This is a genomic window from Bacillus luti, assembly GCF_001884105.1.
GTDB classification, from domain to species: domain Bacteria; phylum Bacillota; class Bacilli; order Bacillales; family Bacillaceae_G; genus Bacillus_A; species Bacillus_A luti.
The window spans coordinates 1-14,788 of sequence record NZ_MACI01000099.1; the positions used below are offsets into that span (position 1 = coordinate 1).

The 14,788-nt window shown below is 36.3% G+C and carries 12 protein-coding genes and 1 pseudogene; 3 read left to right on the plus strand and 10 right to left on the minus strand.

Features of this window, described 5'->3' with window-relative positions:
* The 4 genes and pseudogenes from exsA to nadB form a co-directional block, all read right to left on the minus strand.
* Positions 1-819, minus strand: a pseudogene (gene exsA / locus BAQ48_RS26075) (spore coat assembly protein ExsA); the annotation flags it as partial.
* Positions 820-1,045: 226 nt separating this feature from the next.
* Positions 1,046-2,152 (minus strand): quinolinate synthase NadA, encoded by a 1,107-nt coding sequence (gene nadA, locus BAQ48_RS26080; RefSeq protein WP_071713306.1) that lies wholly within the window; start codon positions 2,150-2,152, stop codon positions 1,046-1,048.
* Positions 2,153-2,182: 30 nt separating this feature from the next.
* Positions 2,183-3,016 (minus strand): carboxylating nicotinate-nucleotide diphosphorylase, encoded by an 834-nt coding sequence (gene nadC, locus BAQ48_RS26085; protein ID WP_071713307.1) that lies wholly within the window; start codon positions 3,014-3,016, stop codon positions 2,183-2,185.
* A gap of 19 nt (positions 3,017-3,035) precedes the next feature.
* Positions 3,036-4,565 carry an L-aspartate oxidase gene (nadB, locus tag BAQ48_RS26090; RefSeq protein ID WP_071713308.1) on the minus strand — a complete coding sequence of 510 codons (1,530 nt, stop codon included), beginning with the start codon at positions 4,563-4,565 and terminating at the stop codon, positions 3,036-3,038.
* Positions 4,566-4,717: 152 nt separating this feature from the next.
* Between nadB and BAQ48_RS26095 the strand changes: the two genes are divergently transcribed.
* The 3 genes from BAQ48_RS26095 to BAQ48_RS26105 all read left to right on the plus strand — a co-directional run bounded on the left by BAQ48_RS26095 (position 4,718) and on the right by BAQ48_RS26105 (position 7,129).
* Positions 4,718-5,860 (plus strand): IscS subfamily cysteine desulfurase, encoded by a 1,143-nt coding sequence (locus BAQ48_RS26095; RefSeq protein WP_071713309.1) that lies wholly within the window; start codon positions 4,718-4,720, stop codon positions 5,858-5,860.
* Positions 5,860-6,402 carry a transcription repressor NadR gene (locus tag BAQ48_RS26100; protein WP_000812275.1) on the plus strand — a complete coding sequence of 181 codons (543 nt, stop codon included), beginning with the start codon at positions 5,860-5,862 and terminating at the stop codon, positions 6,400-6,402. Before BAQ48_RS26095 ends, BAQ48_RS26100 begins: the two co-directional genes overlap by 1 nt.
* A gap of 79 nt (positions 6,403-6,481) precedes the next feature.
* The gene (locus tag BAQ48_RS26105) at positions 6,482-7,129 is read left to right on the plus strand and encodes an MOSC domain-containing protein (protein ID WP_071713310.1); all 648 of its coding nucleotides are present in this window, start codon (positions 6,482-6,484) and stop codon (positions 7,127-7,129) included.
* Between the two features lie 85 nt (positions 7,130-7,214).
* Here BAQ48_RS26105 and pheA read toward each other — a convergent pair whose 3' ends face one another.
* The 6 genes from pheA to BAQ48_RS26135 form a co-directional block, all read right to left on the minus strand.
* A complete protein-coding gene (pheA, locus tag BAQ48_RS26110; protein ID WP_071713311.1) occupies positions 7,215-8,066 on the minus strand; it encodes a prephenate dehydratase in 852 nt (283 codons plus the stop codon).
* 96 nt (positions 8,067-8,162) lie between these two features.
* Positions 8,163-10,076: an ABC transporter permease gene (locus BAQ48_RS26115; RefSeq protein WP_071713312.1), complete on the minus strand. Its 1,914-nt coding sequence runs from the start codon at positions 10,074-10,076 to the stop codon at positions 8,163-8,165.
* 49 nt (positions 10,077-10,125) lie between these two features.
* Positions 10,126-12,048: an ABC transporter permease gene (locus BAQ48_RS26120; protein WP_071713313.1), complete on the minus strand. Its 1,923-nt coding sequence runs from the start codon at positions 12,046-12,048 to the stop codon at positions 10,126-10,128.
* A complete protein-coding gene (locus tag BAQ48_RS26125; RefSeq protein ID WP_000114529.1) occupies positions 12,023-12,799 on the minus strand; it encodes an ABC transporter ATP-binding protein in 777 nt (258 codons plus the stop codon). Before BAQ48_RS26125 ends, BAQ48_RS26120 begins: the two co-directional genes overlap by 26 nt.
* A gap of 93 nt (positions 12,800-12,892) precedes the next feature.
* Positions 12,893-13,975, minus strand: coding sequence for a HAMP domain-containing histidine kinase (locus tag BAQ48_RS26130; RefSeq protein ID WP_071713314.1), 1,083 nt, complete (start codon positions 13,973-13,975; stop codon positions 12,893-12,895).
* The gene (locus BAQ48_RS26135) at positions 13,965-14,672 is read right to left on the minus strand and encodes a response regulator transcription factor (RefSeq protein ID WP_071713315.1); all 708 of its coding nucleotides are present in this window, start codon (positions 14,670-14,672) and stop codon (positions 13,965-13,967) included. The genes BAQ48_RS26130 and BAQ48_RS26135 overlap by 11 nt, the downstream gene beginning before the upstream one ends.
* Positions 14,673-14,788: the final 116 nt, after the last annotated feature.

The following is a 14,788-nucleotide window of genomic DNA, read 5'->3' on the forward strand; positions in this document are numbered from 1 at the left end:
ATTTCCTATATTTTCTTTCTTCACTTGCGGTGATACTATATTTCCTATATTTTCTTTCTTCACTTGCGGTGACACTATATTTCCTATATTTTCTTTCTTCACTTGCGGTGACACGATGTTATCTTTTTTCGTTTGCGGAGAAATGATGTTATTAGGTTTCATTTTCGTAATTTGCGGAGCAATTAACTCGCTTCCTTTTTTAATGACGTCTGAAATTTTATATTCTTTTTTCTGTTTTATTGGTGGCTGCGGTGGCTGTGGTAATACATTTACCGAAAACTTCGTGTTTTCTTTTTCCGCTGGTTTTTGTTTTTCTATAACAGGTGGTTTTTGAATGACAGACGGTTTTTCAATTGGTTTTTCTTTTTGAATTGGCTGTTCTTTTTGAATTGGCTGTTCTTTTTGAATTGGCTGTTCTTTTTGCGGTTTTACCTGTACTTCTTTTTGCGGCTTCACTTGCATTTCCTTCTGGGGTTTTACTTGCACTTCTTTTTGTGTTTGTTGCATAGCAGGCGCTTGTGTAATTGGCGCTGATTGATACGTAACTTCTTCCTCATCTTCTATTCCAAGCGGAGTTGGTGTTGCTGCAAATTCTTTTTGTTGCACTTCTTTTACGTATTGTTTTGGAGGTGCTGAACCTACTCCAGCATGTTGTTTCACGTGAACGCTGTTTGATGGTACTTTAATTTTCATACCTGGCATGATTAAATCTGGATTACTAAGTTGTGTATTTGTTTTTTTCAACGTGTCAAAATCCACTCCGTACTTTTTCGCAATTTTCCAAAGGGTATCCCCTTTTTGCACGATATGAATTTTCAAATTTTCCCCCTCCTGTATAACTTATCTATAAGTAACAAATCTCATGAAGTAACCCTTTCTAAATAACGTTAACTTCTTTTTACTTGTATCACTTCTTCGATTTTTCATATCATTAGAAGTGGAATAAACATAAAAAAATCACAATGATTTCTTCAAAACAATGTATGCCCATTTCGTTCCCGTTATGATTATATGTATGAAAAAAAGCAACGGGAATCCCGCTGCTTCACACACGCTCTAACATACGATTTAATGCAAGAACCGCTTCTTCGGTCACTTGTTTATCTACGCTAATAACGTTAATTTCTTCTCCTCTTTCTATCGTTTCAAGTGCCCATAATAAATGTGGTAAGTCAATTCGGTTCATCGTTAAACACGGACACATAAAGGGATTAAGTGAAACGATTTCTTTATCTGGATGTTGCTGAATAATTCGGTTCACCAAATTCATTTCTGTACCGATTGCCCACTTACTTCCAGATGGAGCCGATTCAATCATATCAATAATATATTTCGTCGAGCCCGCATAATCTGAAGCTGCTACAACTTCGTAACAACATTCCGGATGTACAATAATATTCATATTCGGATGATTTTTTCGTACATTCTCAATGTTTTTCACTGTAAAGTTTTGATGAACAGAACAATGACCTTTCCATAAAATCACTTGAATTTCTTCTATATCTCCATCGTACTCTAATGAATCTGTATGCGGGTCCCATACTGCCATTTTATCTAATGGGATACCTAAGTCGTACGCTGTATTTCTTCCTAAATGTTGATCCGGTAAAAAGACAAGACGCTCTTTTTGTGTAAAAGCCCAAGATACCATTTGTTTAGCATTAGAAGAAGTTACTGTCGCTCCGCCATTACGGCCACAAAATGCCTTAATTGCAGCCGTAGAGTTTACATACGTTAACGGAATCATCGTATCTCCAAATAATTTCGTGAGCTCTTTCCATGCTCTTTCTGTTTGTTCAATATCTGCCATATCTGCCATCGAACAACCTGCACGCATATCTGGTAAGATGACAACTTGTTCATCTGTCGTTAACATATCTGCTGTTTCTGCCATAAAATGAACGCCACAAAATACAATATATTTCGCCTCTTTATTACTTGCTGCAACTTGTGCAAGCTGCAGCGAATCTCCTGCTGCATCTGAAAATTGTACCACTTCATCCTTTTGGTAATGGTGCCCTGGAATAAATAATGTTCTCCCCATTTTTTCTTTAATTTCACGAACACGCTTTTCCATATCTTCTGTTGACATCGTGTAATAACGCTCAGGTAACATCGTTTCAATCGGTTGCACTTTTTCTAAAATACTCATATTTCTTTCTCCCCCTCTAAGCCACTTTCCTTACGCCTCAATATTGAAACTAATATCAAGTGCTTTCACTGAATGTGTTAACGCTCCAAGTGAAATATAATCTACCCCTGTTTTTCCGTATTTCGATAAATCTTCAATTGTAATGCCTCCTGAAGCTTCTGTAACGATGGCACTTGGAACAATCTTTGAAAACTCTCGAATCTCATCTGGCGTACGGTTATCAAACATAATAATATCCGCACCAGCAGCTACAGCTTCTCTCACTTGCTCCTCTGTTTCTGTCTCCACTTCCACTTTCACCATATGCCCTAATTTTTCTTTCACTGATGTAACGGCTTTCGTAATAGAACCAGCAAAAGCAATATGATTGTCTTTAATCATGACACCGTCATATAAACCGAAACGGTGATTAAATCCGCCGCCACATACAACTGCATACTTATCAAACATACGTAGTCCTGGCATTGTTTTTCGCGTATCACAAATACGAGTATGACTGCTATCTAACGCAAGAACAGCTTTATGCGTCATCGTCGCTATCCCGCTCATACGCTGAATAACGTTTAATATAACGCGCTCTGCCGTTAATAACGATGCGATTGGGCCTTGGACAGTTGCGATTATTTCGCCTTTTTCTACAAGATTTCCATCTTTTTTATGAAGCTCCACTTTAATTCTCTCATCAATTAATTTAAACCCTTCTTCAATTACTAAACGTCCCGCAAAGACCCCTGTATCCTTCGCAAGAAACGTTCCTTTTGAAAGTAAATTGTCCGGAAAAATAAGCTGAGATGTTACATCTCTTTCTCCTATATCTTCTAGAAAAAATCGATTTAATGCTTCTTTAACTTTTATCGTATTCATAAAGCCCCTCTTCCCCTCATTACACAAGTTGTAGTTTTCTTTTCACTCGAACGATCTCTTTCTTCCGTGTATTTCTATCTAGGTAATCACTTCGGTAATGACCGCCAATACTTTCTTCTCTTTGCAGAGCTGATACAACTATAAGCTCACAAACTGTTAACATATTAATAAGCGTTATCTCTTCATTTGTAAGAGCATCATATTGTAATATCATATTTTGAACACCGTACTTACTAAGCCATCTCTGTGCATAAGATAAACTTTGCTCTGTTCGTACAATCCCAACATATTTCATCATGCATTCTTGTATTTCTTCTTTCGCCGGCAAATGCTTCAGAACGATAAATTTGTCTTCCTTCTCTGTTAGACCCTTCATTCTTTCTTTTGCAATTCTAGATAAAATATGTTGTCCGATTCTTTTCCCAAATACAAGGCCTTCTAACAATGAGTTACTCGCTAACCTATTTGCGCCGTGAACACCATTACAAGCTACTTCACCAACTGCGTATAAGTTAGGAATGGATGTTTCTCCATCACAGTTCGTTTTCACGCCGCCCATATGAAAATGTGCACCGGGCACGACTGGAATAAGTTTTTTATTTATATCGACACCATTCGTTTTACATATTGATGACACGGTCGGAAAACGTTGTTCAAAGTTTTGAATCATTTCGATATTTAAGTACACCTTTTCACCCGCAAGTAACTGTTCATGAATAGCCCTTGCCACTACATCGCGCGGTGCTAGATCCTGTTCAGGATGTACACCCATCATAAAACGCTGTCCTTTTCCATTTATAAGGACAGCTCCTTCTCCGCGAACAGCTTCAGAAATGAGGCCGGGGCACCGCCCGCCCGCGTATAACATCGTCGGATGAAATTGTATAAACTCTAAATCTACGAGCTCCCCACCCGCGCGGTACACCATCGCAAGTCCATCGCCTGTGATTGTTTCGTCATTAGAAGTAAAAGCGTATAAACCACCAATTCCTCCTGTTGCTAACACCGTATAATCTGCATCGTAACGCTTCAGTTCTCCTTCACTATTTCGCGTTAGAACTCCAACACATTTATCATTTTCTATAATAAAATCGAGCACCATTTCCTGTTCCACTACTGTAACGTACGGAGCTACTTCTTGTATGAAATGCTCTAATAAATTCTTTCCTGTTGCATCGCCACCTGCATGTAAAATACGACGCTTTCGATGTGCGCCTTCTTTTCCAAGATGAGGACCCGTTTCATCTCCATCAAATTCCATTCCGTTTTCAATGAGATTATTTATTTCTTTCGGCCCTTCCTCGACTAAATAACGGACGACTTCTTCCTTGTTATAATGACACCCTGCTACTAGCGTATCTTCAAAATGATCATGAGGATCATCATATGTAGCAACAGCTGCCGCAATTCCACCTTGGGCTAAATGTGTATTATTATTACGTTCTGTACCCTTTGTGATAATAATCACATTCTTTTCGTGACAAATCTCTTTTGCAACACGAAGTGCCGCAACGCCACTTCCAATAATTAAGACATCTGCACTTGGCATATTCGTTGCCTCCTACTTTACACTTTTCAACTGTCTTGACACCTATATTTACATAGTTTTAAAATAATGACAAGAGTTTTTTTATAATTCTTATTTTCACTACCATTTAAAAAATACAAGAAATGTAACTCTTACTAGAGAGAGGACCTTACATGATGATATATCTCGACTACGCGGCAACTACACCTATGAGCGCGGAAGCGTTACAAACATATACGAAAGCAGCAACACAATACTTTGGGAATGAACAAAGTTTACATGATATCGGAGGGACAGCCTCTTCTTTATTACAAGTTTGCAGAAAAACATTTGCAGAAATGATTGGAGGAAAAGAACAAGGAGTATTTTTTACAAGCGGCGGTTCAGAATCTAACTATCTTGCGATTCAATCACTTCTAAATGCTAGAAGTGGAAAACACATTATTACGACACCTATGGAGCATGCATCCATTCGAAGTTATTTTCAGTCTTTAGCATCACAAGGTTATACGATTACGGAAATTCCTGTTGATAAAGGTGGACTCATTCGTTTAGTAGATGTAGAAGCAGCTATTACAGAAGATACTGTTCTAGCAAGTATACAGCACGGAAACTCTGAAATCGGAACCGTTCAAAACATAGCAGAGATTGGGCTACTTTTAAAAAAATATAATGTTTTATTTCATACAGATTGTGTGCAAACATTTGGCAAACTCCCTATCCATGTTTTTGAGATGGGGATTGATAGTCTGTCTGTTTCAGCACATAAAATATACGGGCCAAAAGGTGTCGGCGCTTGCTATATAAATCCGCAAGTTCGCTGGAAACAAATATTCCCAGGTACTTCTCACGAAAAAGGATTTCGCCCTGGTACAGTGAACGTTCCTGGAATTGCCTCTTTTTTAACAGCAGCTGAGAATATATTAAAAAATCATATGGAAGAGAATTTACGTTTTAAAGCGTTACGGACCTACTTTTTAGAACAATTACGAACACTTCCGCTAGAAATTGAAGTAGAAGGTCATTCTACTTCTTGTTTACCACATATTATTGGGGTTACAATAAAAGGAATAGAAGGTCAATATACTATGCTAGAATGTAATCGCCGCGGTATTGCCATTTCCACTGGCAGTGCATGCCAAGTCGGCAAACAAGACCCTTCGAAAACAATGCTTGCAATTGGAAAAACGTATGAAGAGGCAAAACAATATGTCCGCTTCTCTTTCGGACAGCAAACAACGAAAGATCAAATTGATACTACTATTCATGCACTACACACAATTGGAAATCAATTTTATAGAGGTGTTAAATCATAATGAAACAAAATGAACAAAAAAAGATTTTAGGTGAAGAAAGACGACAACTTATCCTGCAATGGCTTCTTGCTGCAAACGAACCGTTATCAGGGAATGAACTATCGAAAAAGACGAACGTAAGTAGACAAGTTATCGTGCAAGATATTTCCTTACTTAAAGCAAGAAACGAACCAATTATTGCAACTGCTCAAGGCTATTTATATTTAAAACCACAAGAGAAACAACAGACTTTCGAACGGGTAATTGTATGCCAACATAAACCAGCAGAAGTACGTCAAGAACTTACAATGCTCGTTGATCACGGCGTTACGATTAAAGACGTAAAAGTTGAACATCCTGTATACGGTGACTTAACAGCATCCATTATGGTAAGTAATCGCTTTGATGTAGAGCAATATTTACAAAAAATCGAAAACACAAATGCTTCCTATCTTTCGCAACTTACAGATGGTATTCACTTACATACAATTGAAGCAGATTCAAAAGAAAAGTTAGATGCTGCTTGCGAGGCTTTAGATAAAGCAGGATTTCTCGTTTATTAATGTAAAGCACAGAGTTTTTATAATTCTCTGTGCTTTTTTAATGCTATAATATTGTAATCAATTATAAAGGAGATTACATATGGGAATTGAACTCGTTCACTTTAGCATTGGCAAACCGAAACAAATGAAATATGGCGAAGATAAAGAAATGATAACAGGTATATGTAAAGATTCTACGGAAGAAGCTTTTCTCTCAAAAGACGGCTTCCTTGGTGATGATGTAGCGGATTTAAAACATCACGGTGGACCTGATCGTGCAGTTTGTGTGTACCCACACGAGCATTACGCACTATGGGAAGAGGAATTCCAAACAACACTTCCAGCTTCCACATTTGGCGAAAACATTACCGTAACAAATATGTTAGAGCGTGATGTTTGCATCGGAGATACATATCAACTAGGCGAAGCAATCATTCAAGTAACACAAGCAAGAGTACCTTGTAGCACGATTTCAAAACGTCTTGGCATCCCTGGCATACTGCCGCGCATTGTAGCAACCGGATTTACTGGCTACTTATGCCGCGTTCTTCAAGAAGGTATCGTGCGTAAAGATTCTAAAATTACATTACTAGAGCGTCATCCAAACAATATTTCTGTTCTTTTCTCTAATGAAATCTATTTCCATAATAGAAAAGATAAAGATGGCATCGAGAAGATTCTTGCTATCCCAGAACTAGCTGATATTTGGCGTGATCAGTTAGAGGATCGTCTTGCGAAGTTAAAATAAAAAATCCCACCTTCTGCAGGTGGGATTTTATTAATCTAGCACAATTGTTTCTGTTGCTTCGATAGAATAGACAGCTCCTCATCTCTTACAACCAATAAGAAGAATAACTCCCCAGCACCGTAACAGAAAAACCAAGTGCTTCAAGTTCCATCGTTACGCCTGGCAATAATACGTCATCGTATGCTTTATCGACATCGATTAAGAAAAAGTAATTTCCAAGACCTGTTTTCATCGGACGCGATTCGATTTTGGATAAGTTTAATTTTCTCCATGCGAAAGCTGATAACACTTGATATAGCGCTCCTGCATAATCCGCGGGTAACGTTATCATAAGCGTCGTTTTCTCTCCGCGATTTTCTCCGTTATTTGGGAGTACCGCTTTCTTTTTCTTATGCAGAACGAGGAAACGTGTATGATTGTTTTTATGCGTATGAATACCACTTCTTACAATTGCTAATCCGTATTTTTCTGCTGCTGCTTCGTTTGCAATAGCGGCGATTTTTTCTTCAGGATGTTCTTTCACATATTGTGCAGCGGCACTTGTTGATGTCATATCTCGAACGGTTACCCCTTTTAATTGTTCATTTAAAAACTTATGACATTGTGCAATAGCATGCGGATGAGAATGTACTGCATATACTTCTTCCCACACTTCTGCATACTGGGGATGTACAAGTAAATGCTGCTGAATCGGTACTGTAATTTCTCCTACAATGGAAAGCGGCTGTTCATGTACGAGATAATCGACCGTTATGTTTACTGAACCCTCAATCGCATTTTCTAACGGTACAACTGCGAAATCTACATTTTCATTTGCAGCTGCATCTATACAATCTGGAATCGTTCGATACGGTACATGCTCTGCTTCCGGAAAAAAACGACTCACCGCCATATTTGTAAATGTTGCTTCTGGTCCTAAATATCCTACTCGAATCATCGTCTTTTCCCCTCTTTTTCGTTTTCTTACTGTTATACCATACTTTTTTATATTCTTCTATGTAAATTTCGAATATTTAAAAAAGACTAGCATGTGCTAGTCTAAATGTTTCTTATATTCTCTTTGAGCGAAGAAGAAATACATGATGCATGCGGCGATATAAAACAGAATAAACAAAGCTACTTTTCTTAATGAACCATCCATAAAGATTGTATTATGAAACGTATATAAAGCAACTGCACTATGCATACTCCCTACTATAATTGGCGCAAAAAATAGCATACACAATTGCCAGCGAGAAACCTTCCACACTTCTTCCTTCGTCATTCCAAGTTTAGAAAGTGCCCCGTACTGCTTTCGATCGGATGCAATATTATGAAACCATTTAAAATATACGATACTACATGAAGTAAGAAAGAATAATATACTAATGAATGAACCTACAAATAAAGTAATATCGCCAAACTCTTTCATATTCACATATAACTCCATATTACTTCGAAATGCGTTATTATCATCTTGTTTCATATGTTTCCGTAAAGCTTCATTTAATTTTTTCGTATTTTCAATATTTGGTAATGTGTATCCTCTATACATCATTTTTCCAGAATCCGGAACCTTATTTGCTATACTGTCAAAATCTTCATCATTCATAACGAAAAACAAACCGTTAATGTGCGAGAGGTGATAGTTAAATTGCACCCCTTCTTTCTGACCGTTAAATACGAATGGATACGTTTGATTCATTACTTGTAATTGAATCTCTTTTTGATTATATATATTCGAATGATTGTATTTACTATAATAAACAAGTGTAACCGTTCCTTTTTTAGGATGATACGTTTTCTGTTTTTGTTTTCTTGCCTCCTGATTGTATTCACTTTCTTTAATGAGCGGCGCTACTTCTGTTTCTCCCTTGTTGGACTGAAAAGATGCATACACTCCAACAAAACTCATAGATTGAAAATCATCATATCCATATTGATGCAGTAATTGTTCAACCGTACCTTCCTCAAAGACTTCATGGGTAGAAACACCTTTTTCTATGTATGAAAATGAGTGTGCGCCCCCATCTCGCCACATATCTTGCATGCTAGAAAAATATAAGAACACCGTACCTGTTGCCGTAACTACAAATGTCGTTGCCATAGAAAGCATAAAGAAAAAGCGACCATTTTCCTTCATTCGATGTGACAATTGATTCACTATAAATAAATACGGATATGTATACATAATCTTTTTATTTCGTTTAATCATTTCTAACAATTGGATTGTACCGTGTGTAAAAGAAAAGTACGTTCCGAAAAAGACAAGTATAGACACAGGGAAAAAATATAATCCGATCGTTTCCATTGTCACTTGTAGCGCTAACGCATATCCTGTCCCTAAACAAATAAAGCCAAATATACAAAGCCACATTGATGTTTTCTTCTCTTTTTTATCCGTTCGAAATTCTTTCAATAACCGAATGATTTTTATATTCCATATACGTAAAGCACTTATAAAAGATAACAGAATAAAAACAACCATATATGTAATAAACGTTACCCCAATCGCTTTCACGTCAAATATGACAGGGAGTTCTTTTGGAAGACGCATTAGCATGCCAAACACCATAAAAAAGAGTTTCAAAAAGATCATGCCAATCCCTATACCGAAAATATTAGCAAAAATCCCAATCAATATTTGCTCGGTCATAATCACTCCTATTACGTTAGATTTCGTTGCTCCCATTAACATATATAACCCTAATTCTTTCTTACGCGCTTCTATGAAAATAGAAGTAGAGTACAAAATAAATATGACGAAAAAAGAAATGATTATAACATTACATATAATAAGTCCCCAGCGTACGTTTTGATACCACATCGTCTCCTGCATATACGGATGTACAATGACAGACATGTATGCAAAAGACGCAAATATCGCAAAACAACTACTTAAGAAAAATACTTTATAATTACGCCAATTTCCTTTTATATTTTGCAGCGCTAGTTGCCGAGTGTTCATCTATCGTCCCCCTATAACTTACTACATAGGTAAAAAGCTAGAGGTTTCTCTAGCTTTTCACGTGTTTCAAATATCCTCTTTGCGCGATTATAAAGTAAATCGCAGAAGCTATAACGTATGCTCCAATTACAATCGCACCTGATTTCCATAAATCGAGATAAAGCATTTTCCCTAACGTATGAAGAGCAAACCCACTATGAATGGCACCGATCAAAATTGGGATAAAGAAGATAACGCCCATTTGTCGAATTGCAATTTTACGAATTTCTTTATCTGTCATACCGATTCTCTTTAATGATTTAAATTGAATACGATCTTGTTCTTTATCGTTAAACCATTTAAAGTATGTCATACTACAAGCGAAGAAGAAGAACAGTACAGCTACAAAGAAACCGATAAACATCGTAATTGCTCCTGATTCCCTTATATTTTTATAATTGAGCACCGAGTTATTTAATTCCGCTTGCTTATCTGGTGCAATTTCCTTTTTCAAATCTAACACAAGGTCTTCTGTACTTTTCCAGTCTTCTATATAATAACCATAATATTTCGTCTTTTCTTCATCTGGTACGAGTTTTGCGTATTTCTCAAAATCTTGATCATTCACAATGAGATATTCACTATCATTAAAAACAGAAAATGAAGTTGGCTTATTCAGTTGAACAGACTGCGTTTGTCCGTTAATTTTAATTTCATACGGTTTTGAAAGATCTATCTTCATCATATCGTTCGCCATATCCATTATGACCATCGTTGCACTACCTGGTGCATTATGAACTTCTCTAACTTGCTCTCTCTTTTGTTTACGTACTTCAGCGTTATATTCTTTTTCTGAAACAATCGCCATTGGCACTTCATGTTCACTGTTAAACATCGTGATTTTTTGAGTTCCAGGAAGTTTTACGTACGTTACTTCTCGCGCATCTTCAAACCCGTGTTTTTTTATTAATTCTTTTGTTTTTCCTTCTTTGATGACATTATGCGTATGAATGCCTTTTTCCTCATACGAAATAGCATGCGGGGTACTAGTTACTGCCTTATAACTCATATCCTCAAAAAATACGTACAGTGTACCAACTGCTGAAGATACAACGGCCGTAATGATAGAAATTACAAATAGAAAACGAGCATTATCTTTCATTTTATAAACAAGATTGCTAAGTACGAACATATTTGGATATGTATAAAAAGATTGTTTTCGTTTTTGTAACGCCTTTAATACGACTGTACTACCTTGTGTAAATAGTAAATAAGTTCCGCCTATCGTCAACCCTACAATCGGTAAAAACAGAATGATAAAATTCATAAATGTCACTTGGAAGCTAAGTACATATGCAACAATAATACATCCTATACCAACTACACATAACCATGTAAATGCAAAAGGTTCTACTTTTTGTTTTCTCGCTTCTCTTAATAAATCAATAATTTGCAAGCGCCCTACTGTCCAAACGCTAAACAATGATAGGATCAAAAATAGAATAAAGTATACACCCGCTGTAATCAAAACTGCTTTACTATTCCATACGAGTGGCAGTGTTTTATCTATTTTCAATATTACACTTAATGCTTGGAAAAATAATTTTGAACAAAGCATGCCAAGCCCAATACCTACTACAATGGCAATACTACCTAACATAAGTTGTTCTAATATAATCATTCGGCCAAGTTGAGATTTTGTTCCACCTATTAATGTTAATAGACCAAATTCTTTTTTCCTTGCTCGTAAAAATGTTGAATTTGCATATAAAATAAAGAGTGCTGAGAAAATGACTACAATATAATTCATCGATTCTAACCCTTTTGAAATCATATCCCTCATACTAATATTACCGCTTACGACATCTGGATGATAAATGAAGGAAGCATACATGAAAAATACGACAATCGATAAACAGCTACTTATAAGGAACGCTTTATAATTACGCCAATTTCCTTTTACGTTATTAAGCGCGAGCTGGCGAAAGTTCATGATATTCTCCTCCTAACATCGCAAGTACGTCTAGGATTTCTTGGAAAAAGGCTTGTTTCGTTCTTCCTTTATGAATTTCCGAGAAAATTTCTCCGTCGCGAATGAAGAGAATACGTTCGCAATAACTCGCCGCTACTGGATCATGCGTTACCATTGCAATTGTCACTTTCTTTTGTTCATGCAAGTCTTGCAGCGCTCCCATTAATGATTTCGCCGACTTAGAATCTAAATTTCCAGTTGGCTCATCTGCTAAAATTAATGTCGGTTCATGAATGATTGCTCGTGCTGCTGCTGCACGTTGTTGTTGTCCGCCTGATACTTCGTATACTTTTTTATTTAATATTTCTTCGATATTTAAAAATTTTGCGATCTCAAGCACTTTCGCATCGATTTCATTTACAGATTTCTTCGCCATGACAAGCGGTAAAATAATATTTTCTTTAATCGATAACGTATCAAGTAAGTTAAAATCTTGGAAGATGAATCCTAAATGTGTACGGCGAAACTCCGCTAATTTCGCAGCACGCATTTGATTAATTTCTTCTCCATTTACAAGCACATGGCCTGAAGTTTGTTTATCAATTGTCGCTAATAAATTTAAGAGTGTTGTTTTTCCGCTTCCTGAAGGACCCATAATTCCTACAAATTCGCCTTCTTCAATTTTAAAATTTATATCATTTAAAGCAGTCGTCGCTACTGAACCTTTTGATTGATATACCTTTGTTAACCCTTTTACTTCAAGAACACTCATTTCTAATCCCCCTATGTGTTTTCTTCTTACATTTACTATAAGAAAAATAAGAAAAAGAAACGAGTGATTTCCCTTACAAAACGTTTTGTTATCTTACAGTTTTGTCATTTTTCTCATTAATGTATGATATTCTTCATCTTTTGCAAATTGAAACGTAAATGTTGTTCCTTCCCCTTCAGCCGATTGGACGTACATTCCATGATGTAAATTATCGCAAATTTCCTTCGTAATATATAAACCCATGCCAGTCGCTTCTCTCGTTTTACGGCCGTTTGTTCCCGTAAAGAATGGATCAAATATACGCTTTATATCTTGCTTTGGAATACCGATTCCATTATCTTTAATATGTAATAACACCTTTTGATCTTTCTCTTCAATTTGAAATTGAATTTCTTTTTTCTCTGCTTCTGAAATTTTTGTATACTTAATTGCATTTACAACAATTTGACCGATCGCAATACTCAGCCATTTTCTATCCGATGCAACCATACACGCATCTTCTTCAAACATCACTTTCGGAAATACAGAAGATTGAATGAAAGACTTTCTATTTTCATTAATAATACCTCGAATGACATCTATCACATTTACTACTTCTACCTTATAATCTTTCGCAAACTGCTCTAGCCTTGCCATATGTAACGCTAAATCTAAACCATTTAGTATGCGGTTATTTTCTTCACGAATACTTTCAACTGTTTCTCTCGCTTCACGATGCTCTTTACCAAACTTCTGCAATACTAATTCAATAACAGATACTGGTGTTTTCATTTGATGAATCCATTGGTTCATAAATATCATTTGCTGTTGCTCTTTCGCATGTTGTTTATGAATTTCATTCATATATTGCTGCCTTAATAGCGTAAATGATTCCACAACCATCTCTTGCTCTGACGTATAAGAAGTATCAATAAGTAACGAGTCATGTAATGTATTCCCACTAGCAACATATTTTTCGATTCTCTTTAAAAACACACTCCGTTTTCGGTAATCGTAAATGAGGTATACAGTAAACACAACTGTCCCTAATAAAAGTCCATATAACCACGTACTCCAATCAATTGATCTTTTTTCTAAAAGATTTTGCAACTGCAATACGAGCCCGAATAAACAAAGACTAACAATATAAGAAAGAAGTAAAGAAAATCGGTCTATGAGGTAATTTTTAACCTTCATGCCCTTCGCCCCACTCTGTAAGAAGCGCATAACCGTATCCTCTTTTTGTAACAATTGCATTTTTAATGCCTAGCTCCTCTAGCTTCTTTCTTACACGTTTCACATTTACGGTTAATGTATTATCATCAACAAATGCTACTTCGTCCCATAAAGCTTCTAACAGTTCTTCGCGCGTTACATATTGATTCGCCTGTTTCATTAAACACTCTAACAAGTAAAATTCATTTTTAGTTAGTTCTGTTTGTTGTCCTTGCCACTCAACCACATGTTGGGACGGAAATAACAACAATCCATTAACACCTAAACAATCACTTTCTGCCGCAGAAGCATACTCACCATATCCACGTCGAAGTGCACTTTTCACCTTTGCCATTACGATATCTAAATGGAACGGCTTCGTAATGTAATCATCTCCACCATTTTCAATTGCCATTACTTGATCCATTTCCCCTGTTCTTGCAGAAACAAAAATAATCGGCGCATTCGATACACTTCGAATTTGACGACACCAATAGAAACCATCAAAATACGGCAAATTAATATCTAGTAATACGAGATGTGGATTCACTTTCACAAACTCATCTTTAATATGACGTAAATCACTTGCTCTAATTGACTGATAGCCATACCTTTGTAAATGCTCCTCTAATATTCCCGCGATTTTTTCATCGTCTTCTACAATTAATATTTTATACATGTTTTTTCTCCCCATAAAAGAATTCTTCTAAAATTACTCCTTTTTCCATTATAAATTGAAAATTTAATTAGTGGGGATATTTTCCTATAACAATTGGACTTTTGCGATATAAAAAA

Coding starts and splice junctions, on each gene's coding strand:
- BAQ48_RS26135 (WP_071713315.1), bottom strand. CDS start 14,672: ATGTATAAAATATTAATTGTAGAAGACGATGAAAAAATCGCGGGAATA.
- BAQ48_RS26115 (WP_071713312.1), bottom strand. CDS start 10,076: ATGAACACTCGGCAACTAGCGCTGCAAAATATAAAAGGAAATTGGCGT.
- BAQ48_RS26100 (WP_000812275.1), top strand. CDS start 5,860: ATGAAACAAAATGAACAAAAAAAGATTTTAGGTGAAGAAAGACGACAA.
- BAQ48_RS26095 (WP_071713309.1), top strand. CDS start 4,718: ATGATGATATATCTCGACTACGCGGCAACTACACCTATGAGCGCGGAA.
- BAQ48_RS26105 (WP_071713310.1), top strand. CDS start 6,482: ATGGGAATTGAACTCGTTCACTTTAGCATTGGCAAACCGAAACAAATG.
- BAQ48_RS26130 (WP_071713314.1), bottom strand. CDS start 13,975: ATGAAGGTTAAAAATTACCTCATAGACCGATTTTCTTTACTTCTTTCT.
- nadC (WP_071713307.1), bottom strand. CDS start 3,016: ATGAATACGATAAAAGTTAAAGAAGCATTAAATCGATTTTTTCTAGAA.
- BAQ48_RS26120 (WP_071713313.1), bottom strand. CDS start 12,048: ATGAACTTTCGCCAGCTCGCGCTTAATAACGTAAAAGGAAATTGGCGT.
- nadB (WP_071713308.1), bottom strand. CDS start 4,565: ATGCCAAGTGCAGATGTCTTAATTATTGGAAGTGGCGTTGCGGCACTT.
- nadA (WP_071713306.1), bottom strand. CDS start 2,152: ATGAGTATTTTAGAAAAAGTGCAACCGATTGAAACGATGTTACCTGAG.
- pheA (WP_071713311.1), bottom strand. CDS start 8,066: ATGATTCGAGTAGGATATTTAGGACCAGAAGCAACATTTACAAATATG.
- BAQ48_RS26125 (WP_000114529.1), bottom strand. CDS start 12,799: ATGAGTGTTCTTGAAGTAAAAGGGTTAACAAAGGTATATCAATCAAAA.